This is a genomic window from Secundilactobacillus pentosiphilus (assembly GCF_002217985.1).
Classification (GTDB): Bacteria; Bacillota; Bacilli; order Lactobacillales; family Lactobacillaceae; genus Secundilactobacillus; species Secundilactobacillus pentosiphilus.
In genome coordinates, this window is record NZ_BCMI01000014.1 from 20,542 (window position 1) to 42,334 (window position 21,793).

A 21,793-nucleotide genomic window follows, 5' to 3' on the forward strand; every position below is an offset into this window, starting at 1 on the left:
ACAATAAAATAGTAATCATTACCATTTACAGTAAATTAAAAAGCACGTCACGTGCTTTTTTTGTTGAGGAGCGCTTATGACTGAATCACTATTACAACTAAAACATTTATCCTTTGCGTTTCCCGATAAACTAGTGCTGAAGGATTTAAACTACGATTTAAAACGTGGCGAATTCCTGAGCATTGTCGGTGAAAACGGGGTTGGTAAAACGACTTTAATGCGGTTGATCTTACAGGAGCTCAAACCAACTAGCGGTACGTTACGGTTCATCCCTAATCGTCAGGCTGTGCCAGTCGGTTACGTTCCCCAGTTTCGGAATATTGATGCGGAATATCCGCTTAGTATTCAGGATTTTGTGGGGCTGAACTTTGCTAAGATCGGTGTGCCGTGGTTGACCAGCAAGGAAAGACAGCGAGTCAATAAGATCTTGGCTGAAACGAAACTCTTTGACATTCGTCGGCGTCCTTTGGGCCAAGCATCGGGCGGCGAGAAACAAAAGGCTTATTTGGCACAGTCTTTATTGGACAAGCCCAGCCTGCTGATTTTAGATGAATCAACGGCTAGTCTTGATCCAGTGGCTAAAACGGAATTACTTGATTTGGTAAAACAGATTAACCAGGAGCAGCAGTTGACCGTCATTTTTGTGACCCACGATATTCCGCTGGCACGTCACTATGCCGACCACTACCTGTTTTTGACCCCGGGTCAATACGAAGCCGGTAATATTTCAGAGCTGACCAATGAGAAAGTAGGCGAAATGAACGATGCTTAGTTATCCCTTTATGCAAAACGCCTACATGGCAGGTACGTTAATTGCAATTATTTCCGGAATCATGGGTGTTTTTGTGATTGCCCGAAACATGTCTTTTTTGACTCATACGTTATCTGAAATCGGTTTTGCCGGTGCGGCCTTTGGGATCTTTATGGGCTGGCAGCCGTTAAACGGTATGCTGCTTTTTACGACAATCAGTTCAATTGGTGTTGGTGAATTAGGAGCAAAATCCTCCCGACGTGAAAATTCCATTACGGCGATTTCGGCCTTAGCAATCGGTTTAGGGATTCTGTTTCTTTCATTGGCAGATAGTAATGCCAGCTATGCCACGGGGATCTTGTTTGGGAGCGTGATCGGCATCAGCCGTGCCAACGTGGTGCAAATGGTGATTTTGTCCGTTTCCGTTCTGGTCGTTGTGATGGTGATCTACCGTTATTTGAAATTTGATTCGTTTGATCCAGTTGGTGCTCAAGTGAAGGGCTTATGGACCCGAACACTGTCCGTTGTTTTCTTGGTACTATTAGCTTTTTCAGTGAGTGTGGCCGCTCAGATCGTGGGGTCGCTGCTGATCTTTATTTTGCTGACACTACCAGCGGCAGCTGCTAAATACTTCGCGCACACGGTTGGTAAAATGATCAATGTGGCGGTGGCCTTTTCATTGATTGGTGTGTGGCTAGGCCTTTACCTCAGCTACGTTACTAATTGGCCCGTCAGTTTCTTTATTGCAGTCATTGAAGTTATCTTTTATTTCAGTGCACTGGTTTATCAGCGCATTCGCGCCTAATCAATAATGAGGTATATTGGAGCACAGCGGTTAACGCTGTGCTTTTTATGTGTCGAAATGATACCTCAATAAGCGTATCCGTATATCTGACCCTTTTGGGACGGGGTAAAAGGAATAAACTTCAAAAACTTTGTAATAAAATCATGAGATTCGGAGAAACCACCCCTTAAACCCGAACATTTATGCTAGAATAATAATATTAAATCTGAAGTTAAGTGACATGGAGGAAACCAAAGTGAAAGTAAGAAGAAGCGACCGGTTGATTGATATGACCCGGTACCTTTTAGAGCGGCCTCATCAATTAGTGTCGTTGACCTTTTTTTCTGAGCGTTACGGCTCTGCTAAGTCGTCAATCAGTGAGGACTTAACTATTTTGAAGCGAACGCTGAAGGCACGCGGAACCGGTTTGTTAGAAACGGTTCCCGGTGCGGCTGGCGGGGCACGGTTTATCCCGTATATCCCCCAGCAGGAAGCGACAGAGTTTGTTGATGGTGTTATTGAATCGCTTTCAGAAGCTGACCGTTTCTTGCCCGGCGGTTACGTGTACATGTCAGATTTACTTGGTCGGCCCAGCGTTTTGCGGCAAGTAGGGCGTCTGGTAGCCACTCAGTATTTAGAAGATGAGGTTGATACCGTCTTGACGGTTGCCACCAAGGGGATTCCAATTGCGCAAAGTATTTCGGATTATTTGAACGTGCCGTTTGTGATTGCGAGACACGATTCCCAGATCACTGAAGGTTCTACTGTCAGTGTGAATTACGTTTCCGGTTCAAGCAGCCGGATTGAAAAGATGGCGTTGTCAAAACGTAGTCTAGCACCCGGTTCCCGTGTCTTGATCGTGGATGATTTCATGAAGGGCGGCGGAACCGTTGGCGGAATGCAGTCGTTAGTGAAAGAATTTGATGCGAAGGTGGCCGGTGTGGCCGTTTTTGCAGAGGGAACTTTTGATGGTGAAAGAAGGGTGCCGAAGTATACGTCACTGCTCAAGATTCACGCGACGAACGATCACGTGGACGTTACTGCTGGCAACTTTGCTGAACAAATCTACACGCCGGAACGGTTAGTGCAATTTTAAAGCTGAGCGTTTGAATTTCAATTGAGGAATAAAAGCTTTTAATAATAATGTTAAGGAGTTTGTCTAAATGAGTACTAGAAATACGATTATTCTCGCTGCTGGTAAGGGAACCAGAATGAAGTCAAAACTGTATAAAGTTTTACACCAAGTGTGTGGCCGTTCAATGGTTAACCACGTTTTGACCCAAGTGGAAAAGACTAATATGGACCAAATCGTGACGGTTGTCGGCTATGGTGCTGAAAAGGTTGAAGAAACTTTAGGAGACCGCACGAAGTATGTCCTCCAAAAAGAGCAGTTGGGAACGGGACACGCTGTATTGCAGACTGAACCGCTGTTGAAAGATCAGGACGGGACAACCTTAGTAGTGAGCGGAGATACGCCGTTATTTCGGGCTGAAACCTTTGAAAAATTGTTTCAGTATCATGAAGCCAAAAAGGCAGTTGCAACCATTTTAACTTCTCAAGCACCGGATCCAACCGGTTATGGCCGAATCGTACGTAACGATATTGGTATCGTTGAAAAAATCGTTGAGCAAAAGGATGCGACTAAGCAGGAACAAGAGATCAACGAGATTAACACCGGCGTTTATGTGTTTGACAACAAAGCACTCTTTAAGGCAATTCATCAAATTTCTAACCATAACGCGCAGGGCGAATACTACCTCACGGATGTGATCCAAATTTTAAAGCAGCAGGGTGACATTGTGGCGGCTTACCGGATGCCTTCATTTGAAGAATCCATGGGTGTTAACGATCGCGTCGCCTTATCGAAAGCAACCAAGGTGATGCAGCGACGGATCAACGAATATCACATGAATAACGGTGTGACGCTGATCAATCCAGAAGATACGTACATTGATGTTGACATCAAAATTGGTTCTGATACTATTATCGAACCAGGTGTGCTTTTGAAGGGTAAGACGGTCATCGGCGATAATTGTCACATTGGCGCACACTCAGAGTTGCATGATACCGTTTTACATGATAATGTGACGGTGACATCTTCTTACTTAGAAGATTCTGAGATGGAAGATGGCAGTAATATTGGACCAATGAGTCACTTACGTCCAGATTCACACATTGGTAAAAACGTGCATCTGGGTAACTTCGTTGAAGTTAAAAAGGCAACCATTGATGAAGGAACTAAGGTGGGCCACTTGACCTACGTTGGTAACGCCCACTTAGGCAAGCGTATTAACGTGGGCTGCGGTGTGGTCTTTGTTAACTATGACGGTGCGCACAAGCACGAAACCACGGTTGGCGATGACGCCTTTATCGGCAGCAACTCGAACTTAATTGCGCCATTAACAGTATCTGACCATTCATTCATTGCTGCGGGTTCGACCATTACTGATGAAGTTAACCAGTATGATATGGCAATTGCCCGTTCGCGGCAAACGAATAAACCAGGGTACTTTAAAAAGTTACCGTACGATCCAGAAAAGTAATGTACTGAATTTGTTTGTTAGTGTAAAATGTACCTAGAATTAAGCCATTGGAGGATCCCATGTCAGAGAAATATAATGACCCAAAGTTGAAAATCTTTGCGTTAAATTCCAACAAACCACTTGCCCAGCGTATTGCCGATGAAGTCGGTGTCAGTCTTGGAGAAACATCAGTTGACCGTTTTAGTGACGGTGAGATCCGGATCAACATTGAAGAGAGCATTCGTGGCTGCCACGTCTTTGTCATTCAATCGACTTCCGCTCCTGTTAATGACAATTTAATGGAACTGTTGATTATGGTTGATGCACTTCGTCGTGCGAGTGCGGCAACCATTAATGTGGTTATTCCATATTATGGTTATGCACGGCAGGACCGGAAAGCTCGCTCACGCGAACCAATTACGGCTAAGTTAGTTGCCAACATGTTGGAAAAGGCGGGTATTAGCCGGGTCGTGGCACTGGATTTACACGCTGCTCAGATTCAAGGATTCTTTGATGTGCCAGTTGACCATTTAATGGGTGCACCATTATTGGCTGATTACTTTATTAACCACGGTATTGATGAAAATGCCGTCGTGGTTTCACCTGATCATGGGGGGGTTAGCCGTGCCCGGGCGTTAGCCGAATTTTTGAAGGCGCCGATTGCCATTATTGATAAGCGGCGGCCACGAGCTAACGTTGCCGAAATTATGAACATTATTGGTGATGTTAAGGGTAAGCGAGCTATCATGATCGATGACATGATCGACACGGCAGGAACCATTACGTTAGGCGCGCAGGCATTGAAGGATGCAGGTGCTATCGACGTATACGCTAGTGCGACCCATCCGGTTCTTTCCGGCCCAGCTATTGAGCGGATTCAAAATTCTCCTATTAAGCAGCTGGTTGTCACAGATTCAATTCAACTACCAAAAGAAAAACAAATTGATAAAATTAAGCAGATTTCCGTTGGACCGCTGATTGGCGATGCCATCATCCGGATTCACGAAAATCGACCGGTTAGTCCATTATTCAACAATCGGTTCCGCGGTAACGCATAGTTAATGACAAAACCACATTCGTCTCTGGACGTTTGTGGTTTTTTTGTCGTTTTTGACGAGAAATGGTGCCAAGTAAAAAGCATAAAATTTGTGGATCTTTGTGTGAAAACGTACAATAGGAGATACGATGAGAACGATTATATTTTCGAGGAGTGATCACATTGACAGATCGGTTAAAGGGTAAAGTGGCAATCATTACTGGCGGCGTTGCGGGTATTGGATTGGGCATCGCTGAATGTTACATCAGAGAAGGTGCTAACGTTGTTTTAACGGCTAACCATAACGTGGAAGGTGGGAAAAAAGCCGTTGCAAGGTTCGGTGATGATCGGGCGCTTTTTGTCCAACAAGATGTCTCACAGGAAGCGGATTGGCAAAAAGTGATCGATGCGACTGTTTCTAAGTTCGGCAAACTAGACGTTTTGATCAATAACGCTGGTATCGGTGGCGATGGTAAGCCAATTGAAGATAAGCCATTGACCGACTGGCAAAAAGTCATCGACATTAACTTGACCGGTAACTTTTTGGGAATGAAAGCCGGGATTAACGCGATGAAGGAAACCAATCATGCGACCGGCTCCATTATTAACGTTTCTTCCGTTGCCGGCCTGGTTGGTTTGCCAATGGCCCCTGATTATTCCGCAAGTAAGGGCGGCAGCCGGATGTTATCACGGGCGGTGGCAGCATCGTTAGCACGACGGGGGATCAAAATTCGGGTCAACTCGGTACACCCTGGCTGGATCGATACCAATATTGTGCCGGAAGATGCGAAGAAACAGATTATCCAAACCATTCCAGCGGGTCATCTTGGTAAACCGCAAGATATTGGTGAAATTTGTGTCTACCTTGGCAGTGATGAGTCTCAGTACGCTATCGGCGGTGAGTTTACCGTTGACGGCGGTGTCAGAGCTTAGACGCCTGCTTTGAACGCGAGCTTAAACCTATGCAACACCATTTTTTGGCCGTTTTTTTAGCTGAAAAGTGGTGTTTTTGATTGCTATTTCAACCTTCATAGTGCCAAACTGATTTAAAGTGACCTGTAGTTTAATTAGGCCAGTTTTGCAGTAAAAGGGAGTAGACTTTGATAGAATGTAAATGAGATTTAGGGAAGCGACAGCGAGCAGACACTTAAGTTCTAGCTGATATTACTGTTAGACACTATTTAAACTGTTAATGAGGTCGTTAGAGAGTGCCTGAACAGGCATTAATAAAAAATCAATAATTGACTTTTATCAATTATCGTTTATAATCACCATTACACTATGGAGGTATCGCGTATGCTAGAGCTTAAACATTTAAAAAAATACTATCACGTTGGTGATACCATTACCAAGGCACTGGACGATGTTTCAGTTGCCTTTCGAAAGCAAGAATTCGTTGCGATTCTAGGCCCCAGCGGTTCCGGGAAAACAACGTTGTTAAATAATATTGGCGGCTTGGACGTTTATGATTCTGGTGATTTGATCATTAAAGGCAAGTCCACCAAAGAATTTAAAGCTTCGGACTGGGACGCTTACCGGAATAATTCGGTGGGGTTTATTTTTCAAAGCTATAACTTAATCGGTCATTTAGGGATTATTGATAATGTTGAATTGGGGATGACGCTGAGCGGTGTCTCTAGCGCAGAGAAAAAGGAACGCGCGATCACGGCTCTGAAACGGGTTGGTTTGGAAGAGCATATGTATAAGAAAACCAACCAGCTTTCGGGTGGGCAAATGCAGCGGGTGGCCATTGCCCGCGCCATTGCTAACGATCCCGAAATTCTGCTCTGTGATGAACCAACGGGTGCGCTAGATACAGAAACCAGTCAGGAAATTATGCAGATCATCAAAGACTTGTCTAAGGAACGGCTGGTGGTCATGGTCACCCACAACCCTGAATTAGCGGATCAGTATGCGGACCGTATTATCCGTTTTGCTGACGGGAAGATTCAGTCTGATAGCGATCCATATGATGAGCAGGAAGAAAAGCAAACGTTCTCGTTAAAGAAAACCAAGATGACTTACTGGACTGCACTGAAGTTATCATTTACGAATATCCGCACCAAAAAGGGACGCACCTTCTTAACTGCCTTTGCCTCGAGTATTGGCATTATTGGGATTGCCATTGTCTTGGCACTTTTCAACGGGTTTCAAAAGCAGATCGATAAGACCCAGTCCAATACACTGGCACAGTATCCGGTGACGATTTCACAGATTGCATCTTCTCAAAACGGCAGTGATAACGGGCAGAAGAAGGAGCGCTTTTCCAAAGATCAGGCGGTGACTGCTGAAACGAGTGAAGCGGATAAAGCGCAGCATGCCAATAAGATCTCGCAGAAGTACGTGAACTACGTCAAAAAGTTAAACCCGAAGTATGGTAAAAATATTGGCTATACCTACACCACAGGCATGAATTTGCTGCGTCGTGTAAATGGTAAGGTGAAACCAGTTCAGTTCTCGAACCAGAACCAGAAGAACGCTAATGGGCCAGATATGTCCAGTATGATGGCCAATTCTGTCGGAGTCGGTGTTTCTTCTTATCCCACCGATAATAACGGGAAGGTCAGTTTCCTGCATAAGCACTACAAAGTCATGGCCGGGCAGTTCCCAAGTAAGCCGACGGATGTGGTACTGGTGATCAATAAGGATAATTCCACGAACATTAACGGCTTAAAGAACCTGGGTTTTAACGTTAACAACGGTCAGAAGATCAATTTCAATAAAATTGTTGGCACCACTGTCAAAGCAGTTAATAATGATAACTATTATACGCAACGGATAGGCATGTACCTGCCAAGTAACAACTACAAGTCGATGTACAATAACAACGGCAATAAGACCTTACGGATTGCGGGTGTATTACGGGTCAAATCAGCTAATGAAGAAAACATCCTGGCACCCGGCTTCGTTTACAGCGACCGCTTGACCAAGGAAATGGTCGATCAAAACGCTGATTCTAAAATTGTGAAGGCTCAAAAAGCCAGTTCACGCAACGTTTTAACGGGACAAACCTTGAATGGCAGTACCGCTAAGAAACAAGTGATCCAAGCGTTAGGCGGTTCTAAGATACCTGCCAGCATCATGATTTACCCGAATACCTTCCAAAACAAGGATAAAGTGCTTAGCTATCTGGATGGTTACAACAAAGGTAAGTCCAAAGTCGATAAAATCATTTACACCGATATGGCGGGGTCAGTCTCTAAGCTGACTGGAGGTTTGATGAACGCGATCACCTACGTGCTGATTGCCTTTGCTGCCATTTCGCTGGTAACTAGTATGATCATGATCAGCATTATCACGTACACTTCAGTGCTTGAACGAACTAAGGAAATCGGGGTCTTAAAAGCCCTAGGTGCCCGTAAAAAGGATATTACCCGGGTCTTTGATGCGGAAACAGCTATTTTAGGTGTCGCTTCCGGTGTCATTGGCATTGTGATTGCTTGGTTAGCAACTTTCCCGATTAACGCGGTGATCAAGAACTTAACCAATCTTAACAACGTTGCCCAGCTTAGTCTGTGGGCCGCGGTGGTCCTGATTATAATCAGTACGGTGCTGACCATCATCGGCGGGCACATCCCAGCACGGATGGCCTCCAAGAAGGATGCAGCGACCGCGTTACGAAGTGAATAGAAACAGTGACATGCAGAGCTGTCAGATAACTAGTATGTGCTAGTTGTTTGGCAGCTCTTTTTTAAATATCTGGCAGTTTTACCAGTAAAGTCAGTTATAGTTTGATAAAATGATGATGAACATAAAGGGGGAGTATCAAAATGAGAAAGCGACTGTTGCTTCTGCTAACGCTGTTTATGACCGTACTGCTTTGGGGGTTGGGAAGTAGTAAAGCCGCAGCAGCGGAATACAGTATTGACCGCTATCATATTAACGTCAACGTTGAAAAAAACGGTGACGCGAACGTGACGCAACGCATCAAGTATCGGTTTGATGGCCTTTACCACGGTGTTTTTCTTAAACAGGATTACGCAGGTACCGGCGGGATAGCTGGCAAGCCTTCCGTGACCATTTTAAGCGGTGGGGATAAGACTGTTGCTAGTCAGCGCAACCCGGGAGCACCCGATACTTTTGAAACAGCTACTTCGGGTAAAGTGTATCAGATCAAGGTTTACCACGTCGCTTCCGATGAGAACGTGACGTATATTTACAAGTATCGGCTAAAACACGTGATTATTAATTATGCGGATACCGCTGAACTGAACTGGAAAATTATTGGACGTGGCTGGGAAGTGCCGCTGAATCACGTTCAAATCACGGTTCAACTACCGGGAAAACACGTGAAGCACCTGCAAGCTTGGACTCACGGTCCGTTAAGCGGTCACACCGAAGTTAATAAAGCTGCCGGCAAGGTGACGATGACCGTTGCCAAAGTACCAGCGAAGACCTTCGTTGAAAGTCATCTGGTTTTTCCGACGGCGTTAACGTCTGCTAATCCCAGGACTTCTAGCAAGCGTCATTTAGCAGCGGTTCCAAAGCAGGAAGCCCAGCTGGCTAAACAGGCTAACCTTAAGCGGGTTCGCTCACAGCTGATACCGTTAGCTGCCGTAGTCGTTTTACTAGGCTTCGGGCTTTGGTATTTGCTAAATCGGCTGCGCTGGTTCAAAAAACACGTTAGTTTGCCAGTGCAGACAACACCAAAGGTTCATAACTTTGAGATTCCCGCCTATTCCGCTGTCACCAGTCAAAGTATCCTGACTGAGAGTAAGCCGGATACCAAGGCGTTTACAGCGTGGCTCATGGAATTAGCAGCTAGTGGCGAGTTGATCATTCAAGCTGAAAAGGATCATTCAGTGACTACTTACAGGGTTACAGAGACGCCCAAGATGAATGCGAAACATCAAGATGATCAGTTATTAGCGTTCTTATTTAACAGAGTCGGTACGGGAGATAAACCTGAGCGAACATTTACGTTAAATGATATTGAGGACTATCGGCGGCAGTATCCAGATTCGTTGACACTGAATCAAAAATTCTTGGCTTGGCAAACTGCGCACTATAAGGAAACAGAAACACTGGGCTTCTTCAATCATCAGACGGATGATGTGGGGATTATGGGCTGGCTATTGATCGTGATCAGCGTAGTTTTAGGAAGTATGAGTTCAGTTGCCGCGATGTTTCTTACGATTCCCGTTTTACGCGTTATGGGTGTGGTCGTTAGTGTTGGCTTTGTTGTGGCAAGTATCCTAGTAGCCATCAAACACATGCGCCATGTGTCTCATTACAATCAGGCAGGTGAAGACGCGGCCGGTCAAATTCGTAATTTTCGCAGTATGCTGCATGATATTGGTGAATTTGATCGTTCACAAGTTGGTGATTTGATTTTGTGGGAACGGATGTTACCGTACGCAGTTGCATTTGGTCTTGCTAAACGGGTGTTGAAGGCAATGGCGGCTAACTTTAGTGCTGCTGAATTAACGCCGTTTTTCCAGAGCTATTACCCAATGTACTTGGATGATAGTTACTCGGGTGCTGATTTCGGTACTGCTTTCACCTCAACTTTTACGACAGCCAGTTCGGATAGTACGACTGACAGCAGCTCTGATTTTTCATCAGGCAGTGGCGGCTCCGGTGGCTTCAGCGGTGGCAGTTCCGGCGGTTTTGGCGGTGGCTCCGGTGGTGGAGCCTTTTAAATCGGCAAACCAAAAAGAACTTGCACCGTCGCTAAATCTCAACTATGCTAGAGCACAATATGAGTTGAATGGGTGATCTGAAGTGAAAGTGATAAAACGGTATCGCTGGGCGGTATTGACACTGGCGGTCATTATTATTGCAGGGCTGCTTGCTCTGCCGTGGCAATCGATCATCGTTGTGGCAAACTTCTGGTTTATGCTGGGATTGGCTTTCTTAGTGGGAGCTGCGTTTTTTATTTTAGAAAAGGGGCATCTATTTGCCGGCTGGCACAGACGGCGACGCAAGGGTGAAGACCCGTTACCCGAAGAAAGGGTACCCGTTCGAGAAGTTGGCCGGCTGAAGAATGCGCCAATCGTCGTGAACAAGTACGCCTGGTTTTGTTTGATCAACGCTATTGGGCTGATCGTGCTAGGAATTATTTTGACGGTATGATCGTTTGTAAAAAAAGAAGACTAACACTTAGTTATCCGAACTAAGTGTTAGCCTTCTTTTTTTTGCAATTATAATTTACAACGCGAACTTTTCAATGGCGTAAGCGACACCGTCTTCTTCATTAGTTTTAGTAATAAACTGGGCGGTTGCTTTGACCTTGTCAATGGCGTTACCCATTGCCACACCTGTACCTGCGTACTTGACCATGGTCAAGTCGTTACCCTGGTCACCAACGGCCATGACTTCATCTGGTGCGAAGCCGAGTTTGTTTGCCAGTTCAGCAATGGCGTTACCCTTGCTGGCCTTTTTGTTCATGGCTTCAAAGAAGTAGGGTTCGCTTTGAACGACGTAGAAGCGTTCCTTTAGCTCTTCAGGGAAGTTTTTAATAAAGGTTGACAGTAACTTGGGATCGTCAACAAACATCCCCTTTGAAATCGTGAGTTTGTCAGTAATTTCTTCGGGTGTTCTGTAACGAATCGGCATTTGAACCAAAAACGATTCAGCAATCGTGTAGGGGCTGATGTCGCGGTTAGCGGTATAAATGTAATCGAGCGTTTCCATATGAAAGTGGATATTGCCCTTTCGCGCCACCGTTTCCAAGTCAATGTAGTCTTCTAAAGTGATGTTATGACTAACGATTGGCGTACCAGAAATTGTCTGAGCGAGACTGCCGTTGAAAGTGACAACGTATTCCTTGTCACCGTAAAGGTCCAGCGGCTTCAAGTATTGTTGCACACCCGTAATGGGCCGACCAGTACACAAAACCACTTTGATGCCTTTTTGGCGTGCCTTCATTACCGTGTCGATCGTGTGCTGGGTGAGTTGTTTGCGATCGTTAACTAAAGTACCATCGATATCAATTGCAATAAGTTTGATTGCCATGTGTAAGCTCCTTAATTAATTAAATGATGTAGTCGTTATGCAAATGGGCCTGAAAGGCCTTGTAAACGGGGTCAAAAAGTTCAACGTTGCTTTCCTTTGAAGATAGCATTTCCTTTGGGAAGAAGAAGCGCTGGTCACCGGAAAACTTCCCGGTGATGGCACTGACTAACGCGCTCACGGTGGAGAGTTCAATGAGCTGACCGTCTGACTGCATCAGCTCGATTTGGGTCAGTGGATTCTTCATCTTCGGATCGTATGCGTCGTAGGGTAAATCGTAACTATTGTTAGTGTCTGTGTAGTAGGTGGCGTTGAAGCCGGCTTTTTCAATCAATTGACGCAGTTCGGGAATTTTGTCCTTGGTGTGCTCATTAAATTTGACTGATTTTAGCGGCTTCCGATCCAAAAAGCGGTGAGCTAAGTCAGCCAGGATAGGATCGTTGGACCGGCGCCAATGTGCAAAGTACGTGGTGAGTGTGCCATCGTCCAACAATAGGTAGTCATCCAAATCAAATTCGTGGTTGAAAAAGGGAAACAGCAGGTAAGGCGCGCCCGCTTCATTTTGATTACCCGGCTTAGCATAGTCTTCCTTTGCCCGTTTCAGCAAGTGGCTTAAAATCACTTCCATTGAACGGGAAACTGGGTGAAAGTAAATCTGCTGGTACATTTGAAAACGGCTGACAATGTAGTCTTCTACCGCGTGCATGCCGCTGATCTCAAAACAAATACCGTCTTTGTACGGGCGCATGACCCGTAAAATCCGCGTTAAGTCAAAAGTACCGTACTTGGTACCCGTATGGTAAGCGTCACGCAGCAGATAGTCCATCCGGTCGGCATCGATCTGACTGGAAATCATTTGGACGACTTGCGGATTGGGGTAGGTTTTTTGAATAACGGAGGCCACTTGCGCCGGGAACTCAGGGCTAACTTGGCGAAGTACCTGGTTAACCTCAGTTGTAGGAGAGGTGAGAATTGCTACCGTAATGGCTTCATGGTCAGTCTGAAAAATGTGTTCAAACGTGTGACTATACGGACCGTGACCAATATCGTGCAGCAGGGCCGCACACAGGGCAACCAGCCGTTCATGATCATCCCAAAGGCCGTCACCTGGCGTTTGGGTTGGATAGTTACGCTGAAAATTGTCGCAAATCCGTCGGGTAATTTCGTAAACGCCTAACGAATGCGTAAAGCGGGTGTGTTCGGCACCGTGGAAAACCAGTGAAGCAGTTCCCAACTGCTTGATGCGACGTAGCCGTTGAAATTCCTTAGTATTGATCAAATCTAAAATGAGTCGGTGCTGAATATAAATGTAATTATGAACGGGATCGCGAAAGACTTTTTCGCGGGAAAGCCGTTCTGCTTGATATGGCAATGTTGTCACTGCCTCCTTTAAATTTAAATGCCAAGCTGTCTTTTTTGCATCTTAGCGAGTTCTTTGGTATAAGTCTTCTGAAATTGCGGGGATTGTGTACTAGCCATTAACGTCGTTGAATCCAGTTGAACACCCTGCTGTTGATACGCCGCTAAAATGGCGCCCTTGACTTCCTGAATGGTCAGCGGCTGCTGCAAGGCATCTGCAACGTTGACCATGGTTTGAGGCCAAACCTCAGGGAAGCCGAACGTGTTTTGATGACCAGCTAAACCGGTGTCGTAAAATTCTCGGACAAGCGAACCGCGAAAATTTTGATCACCCAAGATACTGATGTAAGCCATGACGACTAACGCTTGAGTGGTGCGGCGCTGAGAAATACCCGCGAATTTTTGACCATTAACGCTGAGGTCGTAGTCCCCAGGACAATAGGAGTGAGTGACCTCATAGTTTTTTATGGGCAGACTGGGAAAAGTTTGCTGCAGCAGCTGTTTCATAAGTTCGTACCCGTCATCTACGGATAAGTGTTGTGAAGCGCCTTGCGGAATGAACAGCGACACGTTCAAGACGCCACCATCACAGACCACGGCTAAACCGCCAGAATTACGAATGAAGTGGTCGTAACCGTTACTGGAAACCGTTTTTAAAGCAGCCTGCAATTCGGGAAGATGTCGATCCTTCAGACCGAGTATCAGGGTTGGCGGCAGGGTCCAGAAATGCAACAGCGCTTGATTAGTGTCACCACACAGATCCAACAGGGCATTGGTCATGCCAAATGCCGCCAGTTTATTTTCAATGGTTAAGGGTGTATCAATCACTTGTAGAGATGAGAACAACGTTTGTTTTTTCATAATATCCCTCGATGATCTAAGAACAATTCTTTAACCATTATAACGGAAATCAAGTGTGCCGTCACTAATTTTGGACTAGTCCATTATTTTGGGTGACAAACAGCTGCTAAATCAAGTATTTAAGCAGTCTGTCAGTGAGAATAAATGGGGTAATGATGGCAGAGTTTAATCGTGCAAATTCCCGAATAAAAGCGTTATAATGAACACAGCGTATTAAAAATGGAAAGGAAGGGTTGCAATGGATGATTTGTCAACCAGCATTCCAGTTGGCATCCACTTAACGACTCATACCGTGCAAGATGGCCAATCCTCAGATTACGCAATTGACGTTGAGGGCCAGATTGTTCAGATCGGTGAGACAATTTATTTACGGTATCAAGAACCGGACTCTGATGACGAGAATGGTAACGTGCCTGTCACCATTAAATTTTTGCCGAATGGCGATGTGACACTTTCTCGTCACGGGACCAACCGGTTACGCATGCATTTTAGTGCGGGTAAGCGAATCCGTGCAACGTACCGGACACCATACGGGTTAATGCCAATTGAAACGGTAACGCCAAATCTACGAGTGGGCTTTCATGAGCGGCCTTTTGGCGGTTCAGCATCAATTGATTACCTACTTTATGCTGGTGAACAATTGTTGGGAAATTATGAGATTAGATTGCAATTTACGGTATAATCTAGTATAGTGGTTCGTAGACTGTGGAAGGGACGTGCACCAGTTTGGAATTAAAAGTCTTAGAAGGCCAAAATAAAAACGAATTATCGATGATTGAGGTAGCTCACGCCATTTTATCAGAACGTGGAGATGCCATGCCGTTTGTTGACTTAGCCAATGAAGTTCAGGCATACCTGGGCGACTCGGATAAGGAAATTCGCGAGCGGCTTTCTCAATTCTATACTGATTTGAACATTGATGGCAGTTTCATTTCGCTAGGTGATAACGTCTGGGGTTTACGGACGTGGTATCCCTTCGAATCAATCGATGAAGCAACGGTTGGTGCAGAAGAGGATGAAGACCATCCCAAGAAAAAGCACAAGAAAGTTAATGCTTTCTTAGCTGATTCAGCCGATGATGATGACGTTATTGATTACGATGACGATGATCCTGAAGATCAAGACGACGTTGATGTAGATGATGACGATCTTGACGCTGATTATGATGATGATGACGATACCGATGATAATGCTAAAGAACTTGGTAAGTATAAGAAGGATTTAGCAGATATTGATGATGGAGATGATGACGAAGACGACGACAGTATGCCAGATGGCATTGAAGGTCAGTTGTCAGAGTTTAATGAAGATGACGATAACTTCGACGACGATGATGACGACGAAGAATCGGGTAAATAGATTGATTGGCTCAGCTGAGATAGCTGAGTTTTTTTGTTTTTTCCGTCATAGCCTTGATTCGTTGCATTTTCTTAGTTGCAGGGGCTTGACGCAAAAGTAACAACTTGGTATTATGTTTTTTGGGCACCCTACGAGGAATCGTAAGGTCAACGTTCGGAACAACCGCTCCCTATTCATTGTGAATAGGGAGCTTTTTATTGGTTTACGACTGTTTTCCCTAAACTAATCTATGAGGAGTTATACAATGACCAAATATATTTTTGTAACTGGCGGTGTGGTTTCTTCACTTGGTAAAGGAATTGTTGCGGCATCTCTTGGACGCCTGCTTAAGAACCGTGGGTTAAATGTGACCATTCAAAAATTTGATCCTTACATTAACGTCGATCCCGGTACTATGAGCCCTTACCAACATGGTGAAGTCTTTGTGACTAACGATGGGACCGAAACTGATTTGGATCTTGGTCACTATGAACGGTTCATTGACAATGACCTCAACAAATATTCTAACGTTACGACGGGGAAGATTTATTCTGAAGTACTGGAAAAGGAACGTCATGGTGATTATCTTGGCGCAACGGTTCAAGTGATTCCGCATATTACCGGAATGATCAAGGAAAAGATTATGCGGGCAGGCAAGACCTTAAGGGCTGATATTGTGATTACCGAAATTGGCGGTACCGTGGGTGACATTGAATCACAGCCATTTTTGGAGGCTATTCGGCAAATGAAGGCTGAAGTCGGCGATGAGAACGTGATTTACATTCACACAACCCTGATTCCATATTTACGTGCGGCCGGTGAAATGAAGACAAAGCCAACTCAACACAGTGTTCGTGAATTGAGAGGGTTGGGCATTCAACCTAACATCCTGGTTGTCAGAACTGAAAAACCGATTACTGAAGCGATGCGGAACAAGATTGCGTTGTTCTGCGATGTTAAACCGCAGGCCGTTGTTGAATCGATGGATGTTGATACGATCTATGAAGTGCCGTTGCGTTTACAAAAGCAGGGGATGGACCAACTGGTTTTAGATCATCTCGGTGTGGAGGCACCCGTTGCCGATATGTCTGACTGGTCAACCATGATCAACAAAATCAATCATTTGAAAAAAACGATTACCATTGCCTTAGTCGGTAAATATGTGAGCCTTCAAGACGCCTATATTTCAGTTGCTGAGGCATTGAAGCACGCGGGTTACCCACTGGATGCAAAGGTTGACCTAGAACTGATCGATGCGGAAAAAGTGACACCGGAAAACGTTGCGGAAACCTTAAAGAAAGTGGATGGGTTGCTAGTTCCTGGCGGTTTCGGTGACCGCGGCATTGAAGGCATGATTACAGCAATCCAGTACGCCCGTGAAAATAACCTGCCGTTCTTAGGCATCTGCTTAGGTATGCAAATGGCGAGTGTTGAATTTGCCCGCCACGTGTTAGGCTATAAGGATGCCAACTCTACTGAGATGGATCCTAACACCACCCATAAGATCATCGACTTGATGGCTGATCAGACAGATGTAGAAGATATGGGGGGCACACAACGTTTAGGTGCCTATCCATGCAAGCTGACACCAAATACGGTGACCGCAGCAGCTTATGGCAACCAAGCAGAAATTTCAGAACGGCATCGTCACCGTTACGAATTTAACAATGCTTACCGTGAGGAAATGAGTCAAAAGGGCATGGTCTTTTCCGGTACGTCTCCTGATAACCACCTAGTAGAAGTAATTGAATTGCCAACGAATAAGTTCTTTGTGGCAGCGCAATACCACCCAGAATTCCTGTCTCGTCCTAACCGACCTGAAGGACTGTTCAAGGCCTTTGTGGCAGCTGCTAATCATCAGCATGATGAAAAGTAATTAAATTGATTTTGAAACTACGAGGCTGTGACACAACTCGGTAGATTCCAGAATATAACAGCAAACTGCCCCATTCCAATGTTTTTATTGGGATGGGGCAGTTTGGTGCTATATGGCCGGAATCTGAGTTGTGGAGCAGGCAAAGACTCGTGAACTAAAGAACATTTTAAAGCCGTATGGAAGTCATGTTTTAGTGGATCAACGCTTTAAATATTACAATTTCATGGAATCGACGTTAAACTATTGTATTTTAACTGTTCATTATTTATGATTAGTTAAGACTGCATCACGCACGACTTTATAGTAGAGGAAAATTACGTCATGAAAAAAATGATAATCCACGGTGGACAGCGCCTGTCAGGCAGCGTCAACATCGGTGGCGCTAAAAATAGCACGGTCGCACTAATACCAGCGGCAATCCTGGCAGATACACCGGTTAAATTTGATATGGTACCAGATATTTTAGACGTTCATAATCTGATGCTGATTTTGGAGTCAATGAACGTGCACTCCAGGTTTGTGGATGGCGTATTAACGATCGATCCCACTGAAATCGTGGAAGCACCAATGCCGAGTAAGGCAATTAAGAGCTTGCGGGCTTCTTATTACTTTATGGGTGCGTTACTTGGTCGCTTTGGTCGTGCTACACTGACTTTTCCCGGTGGCGATAACATCGGGCCACGGCCGATTGATCAGCACATTAAGGCTTTTAAAGCCCTGGGTGCAGAAGTAGATGATGACCACGGGACGGTTCGAATTACGACGGGTAATAAAGGGTTACACGGTGCCCGTATTTTCTTGGACGTTGTTTCGGTTGGCGCAACCATTAACACGATCTTGGCTGCGGTCAAAGCAAGTGGACTGACCACGATCGAGAACGCGGCTAAAGAACCTGAAATTATTGATATTGCAACTTTTTTAAACAACATGGGGGCTCACGTGCGGGGAGCCGGCACGGATGTCATTCGAATCGAAGGCGTTCCTGTTTTGCGCGCGACCAACGTTCACACCATTATTCCTGATCGCATTGAAGCGGGCACTTATTTAGCAATGGCCGCTGCTATGGGTGACGGCGTGGAAATTCATAACATTATTCCCGAACATTTAGAATCCTTTACGGCAAAGCTCATCGAAATGGGTGTTGATATGCGGATTGGTGAGGATTCTGCCTATGTAGGACCGTCTAATAACTTAAAAGCGATTCAAGTTAAGACGATGCCATTTCCTGGTTTTGCAACGGACTTGCAGCAACCGATAACCCCGTTGCTATTAAAGGCCAAGGGGAGCAGCGTCATTGTGGATACCATTTATCCGCAACGGTTAAAGCACGTGCCAGAATTAAAGAAGATGGGTGCTAAGATTCGGCCAGAAAAAGATATGATCGTTGTTGATCATACTGATCATTTAACTGGTGCCACCGTGGATGCTGGTGAGATACGTGCTGGTGCAGCCCTCATGATCGCGGCCTTAATGGCTGAGGGTACCACAACGATTACCAGTGCCGAAAACATTTTGCGCGGTTATGGCAGCATTGTTGATAAACTCACCGCACTGAATGCGGATGTTAAAATTGCGGATGGCAATCGGGTAGAAGAATTGTGAGGGGTGACTTGAATTAGGACAATTCTTATGATATTCTATTTAGGTTGACGATAACAATCAATCTCTGTTTCAGTAGATGATTCAGGGCAAAGGAGCGAAACAATTATGAAAAAAGGAATTCATCCAGATTACCACCAAGTGGTATTCCAAGACTCAAGTACCGGTTACAAGTTTTTGTCTGGTTCAACTGCAACTTCTGAAGAAACAATCGACTGGGAAGATGGCAACACTTATCCATTGATTCGTGTTGAAATTTCTTCTGACTCACATCCTTTCTACACTGGTAAGCAAAAGTTTGCCCAAGCAGATGGTGCTGTGGATCGTTTCAACAAGAAGTACGGTTTAAAAAACGACTAATATTAATTAGTGAACCACTTATCCTTTTTAGGGTGGGTGGTTTTTTGTTTGACTGAATATACTAAAAGCGCTACGTCTAGTGTTTATGATTGGACGTAGCGCTTTTTTTAGATTGAATAAACGTGCTCAGGCAAGCAGGGAGCTGCATGTAAGCCGACTAATCCATAAATCCAAGTTCGGGATTTTTGAATTAGTCGGCTTACACTCCGCTCCCTTATCGCTTGCCTTCGCACTCTAATTTTTCAAATGTTTTCTCCTCAAACTAGCGGTATTATGCCAAACCAGCAGGAAGTTCAATAAGACTAAGACTGACGTGGAGATAAAGACCCCCGAATAGTCGAACATCGTTGATATCACGGAACCAATCATCGGGCCTAGCACACTGCCGACTGCTTGGAATGACTGGTTCCAGCTGAAAATCCGGCCAGTGACGCGGGGTGGTGTATTCTTTGAAAGGATCGTCTGCACGGCTGGCAACATAGTGGCATTTGAAATCCCAATCAGGAACCTCAGAAACATCAGTTGCCAGACGTTGGTGACGAAAGCCATTGGTAAGTAAACTAAAATAGCGAAGATAAAGCCAATCGATAAGATCAATTCAGTTCCGATTCTATCACCTAACCGGCCTAACAAAGGGGCCGCAAAGAGGGTCGCAACACCAGGAATAGCGGCAACAATACCGCTAAATAGTGTGATTGCTGAGCCCTTAGGCATGATTTCTCTGACGTATAGTGACAAGATTGGCGAAATGGACATGTTTGAAGCCTGAATAATCAAGGTAGTGATAAACATGCCTAAAATCAATTTAGGGTGATTAATGACACCCAGCACTTGTTTGCTGGATAGCATGTTTTCTTTTTTAACGGGTGTAAATGATTCAGTGACGAAAAAATAACTGACGAAAAAAACGGATAATAGGAGTACGCCAGTAATAAAGAAAGTGACTCGATAGGAGAAAACTTCGGCCAAAATACCGCCGACAAGTGGTCCGAATAACGAACCCGCAACGTAACCTGTAGAGAGTGTTCCCAGTGCTTGGCCGCTTTTATTCTTAGGGGCCTGGGTGGCCATCAGCGCGTTGGCATTGCTAATATAGCCCGAAAAAATTCCCTGAATAAAGCGCAGCGCCATTAATTGCCAAACACTGGTGACAGCGCCCATTAGGCCCATGACAAGGGCCATTCCCAGGGAGGCCCGCAGCAACATCAGCTTACGGCCCTTTTGATCGGCTAGTCGGCCCCACATGGGACTGGCAACAGCGGTGACTAAGTAAGTTGCTGAAAAGGTAATCCCTGAGTAGAGGTTAAGCTGATCTTTGGTGAAGTCCCCCAAGGTATCTACGTAGAGGGAGAGAAACGGCATGATTTCGCTAAATGCAAGGCCAGCCATAAAAGTACCAAACCACAGGACGAATAAGTTGCGACGCCAGACAGGGCGTTGAGGTTTGGTTGCAGCGGGTTCTGGTTCAGTCAATGAATATCAATCTTCTTTCTTTTAAAAAATCCTTCAAGCGAGTAAAATATAGCAGTAACATAAAGAGTAGCACGTTTTCCGTAGATAACCAAGGTATACCAATTGCGTGCTAAATGTATTGGACCGCTTTCATAAGTGGTTCTATAGGGATAGTGGGGAGATCAAATGAAAAATAAAGGACGTGGCCAATTTTCAAAATGGCTGTATCGAGTTAGTTTAGTAGTACTGTTACTCATTTCGCTGGGACTGATTTTTAACCAGCAAATTAAAAATTACATGGTGAGCTCGTATCAACCGAAGATTACGGCTAAGTCGGCTGCTAATAACGCTCAAAAAAGGGCTAACTTTAACTTTAAAAACGCCAAGTCACTGAATTTCTCGACCGTGGCTAGAGCCCGGATGAATTCACAGAAGATTTTACCGGTGGGGCAAATTTTAGTCCCAAGATCTGATGTTCATTTGCCAATTGCGAAGGGCGTTGCCAACACGACTTTAGCACTGGCCGCTGGTACCATGAGGCCTGATCAGAAGATGGGCCGTGGTAATTATCCGTTAGCCGGTCACCATATGGTACGAAAGGATATTCTCTTCTCACCGCTGTATTTTAAGACCCGGGTGGGAGACACGATTTACACAACGGACATGAAGAACGTTTACACGTTTAAGGTTTACCAGCGGAAATTCATTGCGGCGACTCGCGTTGACGTGGTGAACCAAACGAAGTCAAACATCATTACGCTGATTACTTGTGACGCAACTGGTGCTCGTCGGTTGATGATCCGTGGCAGACTAACACAAACGACTAAGTACGCGAAGACACCCGTAAAGGTCCAAAAAGAATTCGCTGCTAAATTTAATAATAAATAGGATAAAAGCCGCG

19 protein-coding genes are annotated in these 21,793 nt (G+C 45.1%); 15 read left to right on the forward strand and 4 right to left on the reverse strand.

The features are described from left to right. Positions 1–76 precede the first annotated feature (76 nt). The 9 genes from CES81_RS07795 to CES81_RS07835 all read left to right on the forward strand — a co-directional run bounded on the left by CES81_RS07795 (position 77) and on the right by CES81_RS07835 (position 11,168). Positions 77–772, forward strand: a complete 696-nt coding sequence (locus CES81_RS07795; protein WP_089121319.1) for a metal ABC transporter ATP-binding protein — start codon at positions 77–79, stop codon at positions 770–772. After that, on the forward strand, positions 765–1,556 hold the full coding sequence (locus CES81_RS07800) for a metal ABC transporter permease (RefSeq protein ID WP_089089441.1): 792 nt from the start codon (positions 765–767) through the stop codon (positions 1,554–1,556). Before CES81_RS07795 ends, CES81_RS07800 begins: the two co-directional genes overlap by 8 nt. 235 nt (positions 1,557–1,791) lie before the next feature. Then, positions 1,792–2,631, forward strand: coding sequence for a pur operon repressor (purR, locus tag CES81_RS07805; RefSeq protein WP_089089440.1), 840 nt, complete (start codon positions 1,792–1,794; stop codon positions 2,629–2,631). Positions 2,632–2,698: 67 nt separating this feature from the next. Continuing rightward, positions 2,699–4,078 (forward strand): bifunctional UDP-N-acetylglucosamine diphosphorylase/glucosamine-1-phosphate N-acetyltransferase GlmU, encoded by a 1,380-nt coding sequence (glmU, locus tag CES81_RS07810; RefSeq protein ID WP_089089439.1) that lies wholly within the window; start codon positions 2,699–2,701, stop codon positions 4,076–4,078. A gap of 59 nt (positions 4,079–4,137) precedes the next feature. After that, the gene (locus CES81_RS07815) at positions 4,138–5,115 is read left to right on the forward strand and encodes a ribose-phosphate diphosphokinase (RefSeq protein ID WP_089121320.1); all 978 of its coding nucleotides are present in this window, start codon (positions 4,138–4,140) and stop codon (positions 5,113–5,115) included. Positions 5,116–5,276: 161 nt separating this feature from the next. Next, positions 5,277–6,026, forward strand: a complete 750-nt coding sequence (locus CES81_RS07820) for a glucose 1-dehydrogenase (protein WP_089121321.1) — start codon at positions 5,277–5,279, stop codon at positions 6,024–6,026. A gap of 363 nt (positions 6,027–6,389) precedes the next feature. Then, a complete protein-coding gene (locus tag CES81_RS07825) occupies positions 6,390–8,723 on the forward strand; it encodes an ABC transporter ATP-binding protein/permease (protein ID WP_089121322.1) in 2,334 nt (777 codons plus the stop codon). A gap of 140 nt (positions 8,724–8,863) precedes the next feature. Beyond that, positions 8,864–10,735, forward strand: coding sequence for a DUF2207 domain-containing protein (locus CES81_RS07830; protein ID WP_089121323.1), 1,872 nt, complete (start codon positions 8,864–8,866; stop codon positions 10,733–10,735). Positions 10,736–10,817: 82 nt separating this feature from the next. Then, the gene (locus CES81_RS07835) at positions 10,818–11,168 is read left to right on the forward strand and encodes a DUF3899 domain-containing protein (RefSeq protein ID WP_089121324.1); all 351 of its coding nucleotides are present in this window, start codon (positions 10,818–10,820) and stop codon (positions 11,166–11,168) included. Between the two features lie 75 nt (positions 11,169–11,243). Here CES81_RS07835 and yidA read toward each other — a convergent pair whose 3' ends face one another. From yidA to CES81_RS07850, 3 genes are read right to left on the reverse strand one after another with little or no spacing between them, the layout of a single operon-like run. After that, positions 11,244–12,050 carry a sugar-phosphatase gene (gene yidA / locus CES81_RS07840; RefSeq protein WP_089089432.1) on the reverse strand — a complete coding sequence of 269 codons (807 nt, stop codon included), beginning with the start codon at positions 12,048–12,050 and terminating at the stop codon, positions 11,244–11,246. A gap of 19 nt (positions 12,051–12,069) precedes the next feature. Beyond that, positions 12,070–13,419 carry an HD domain-containing protein gene (locus CES81_RS07845; protein WP_089121325.1) on the reverse strand — a complete coding sequence of 450 codons (1,350 nt, stop codon included), beginning with the start codon at positions 13,417–13,419 and terminating at the stop codon, positions 12,070–12,072. Between the two features lie 23 nt (positions 13,420–13,442). Next, positions 13,443–14,267 (reverse strand): lipoate--protein ligase family protein, encoded by an 825-nt coding sequence (locus CES81_RS07850; RefSeq protein WP_089121326.1) that lies wholly within the window; start codon positions 14,265–14,267, stop codon positions 13,443–13,445. Positions 14,268–14,505: 238 nt separating this feature from the next. On the opposite strand from CES81_RS07850, the gene CES81_RS07855 reads away from it, so the two are divergent. From CES81_RS07855 to CES81_RS07875, 5 genes are all read left to right on the forward strand, one after another. Continuing rightward, positions 14,506–14,949, forward strand: coding sequence for a YwiB family protein (locus CES81_RS07855; RefSeq protein WP_089089429.1), 444 nt, complete (start codon positions 14,506–14,508; stop codon positions 14,947–14,949). 44 nt (positions 14,950–14,993) lie between these two features. Continuing rightward, a complete protein-coding gene (gene rpoE / locus CES81_RS07860) occupies positions 14,994–15,626 on the forward strand; it encodes a DNA-directed RNA polymerase subunit delta (protein ID WP_089089428.1) in 633 nt (210 codons plus the stop codon). Between the two features lie 244 nt (positions 15,627–15,870). Next, positions 15,871–17,481 carry a CTP synthase gene (gene pyrG / locus CES81_RS07865; RefSeq protein ID WP_089121327.1) on the forward strand — a complete coding sequence of 537 codons (1,611 nt, stop codon included), beginning with the start codon at positions 15,871–15,873 and terminating at the stop codon, positions 17,479–17,481. Positions 17,482–17,802: 321 nt separating this feature from the next. After that, entirely contained in the window at positions 17,803–19,083 is a 1,281-nt protein-coding gene (gene murA / locus CES81_RS07870; RefSeq protein ID WP_089121328.1) for a UDP-N-acetylglucosamine 1-carboxyvinyltransferase, read from the forward strand. Between the two features lie 105 nt (positions 19,084–19,188). Then, positions 19,189–19,440 (forward strand): type B 50S ribosomal protein L31, encoded by a 252-nt coding sequence (locus CES81_RS07875; RefSeq protein ID WP_089089485.1) that lies wholly within the window; start codon positions 19,189–19,191, stop codon positions 19,438–19,440. Positions 19,441–19,674: 234 nt separating this feature from the next. Here CES81_RS07875 and CES81_RS07880 read toward each other — a convergent pair whose 3' ends face one another. After that, positions 19,675–20,913, reverse strand: coding sequence for a multidrug efflux MFS transporter (locus CES81_RS07880; protein ID WP_089121329.1), 1,239 nt, complete (start codon positions 20,911–20,913; stop codon positions 19,675–19,677). A gap of 165 nt (positions 20,914–21,078) precedes the next feature. Here CES81_RS07880 and CES81_RS07885 point away from each other — a divergent pair, with 165 nt between their 5' ends. Beyond that, positions 21,079–21,780: a class A sortase gene (locus CES81_RS07885; protein WP_089089481.1), complete on the forward strand. Its 702-nt coding sequence runs from the start codon at positions 21,079–21,081 to the stop codon at positions 21,778–21,780. Positions 21,781–21,793: the final 13 nt, after the last annotated feature.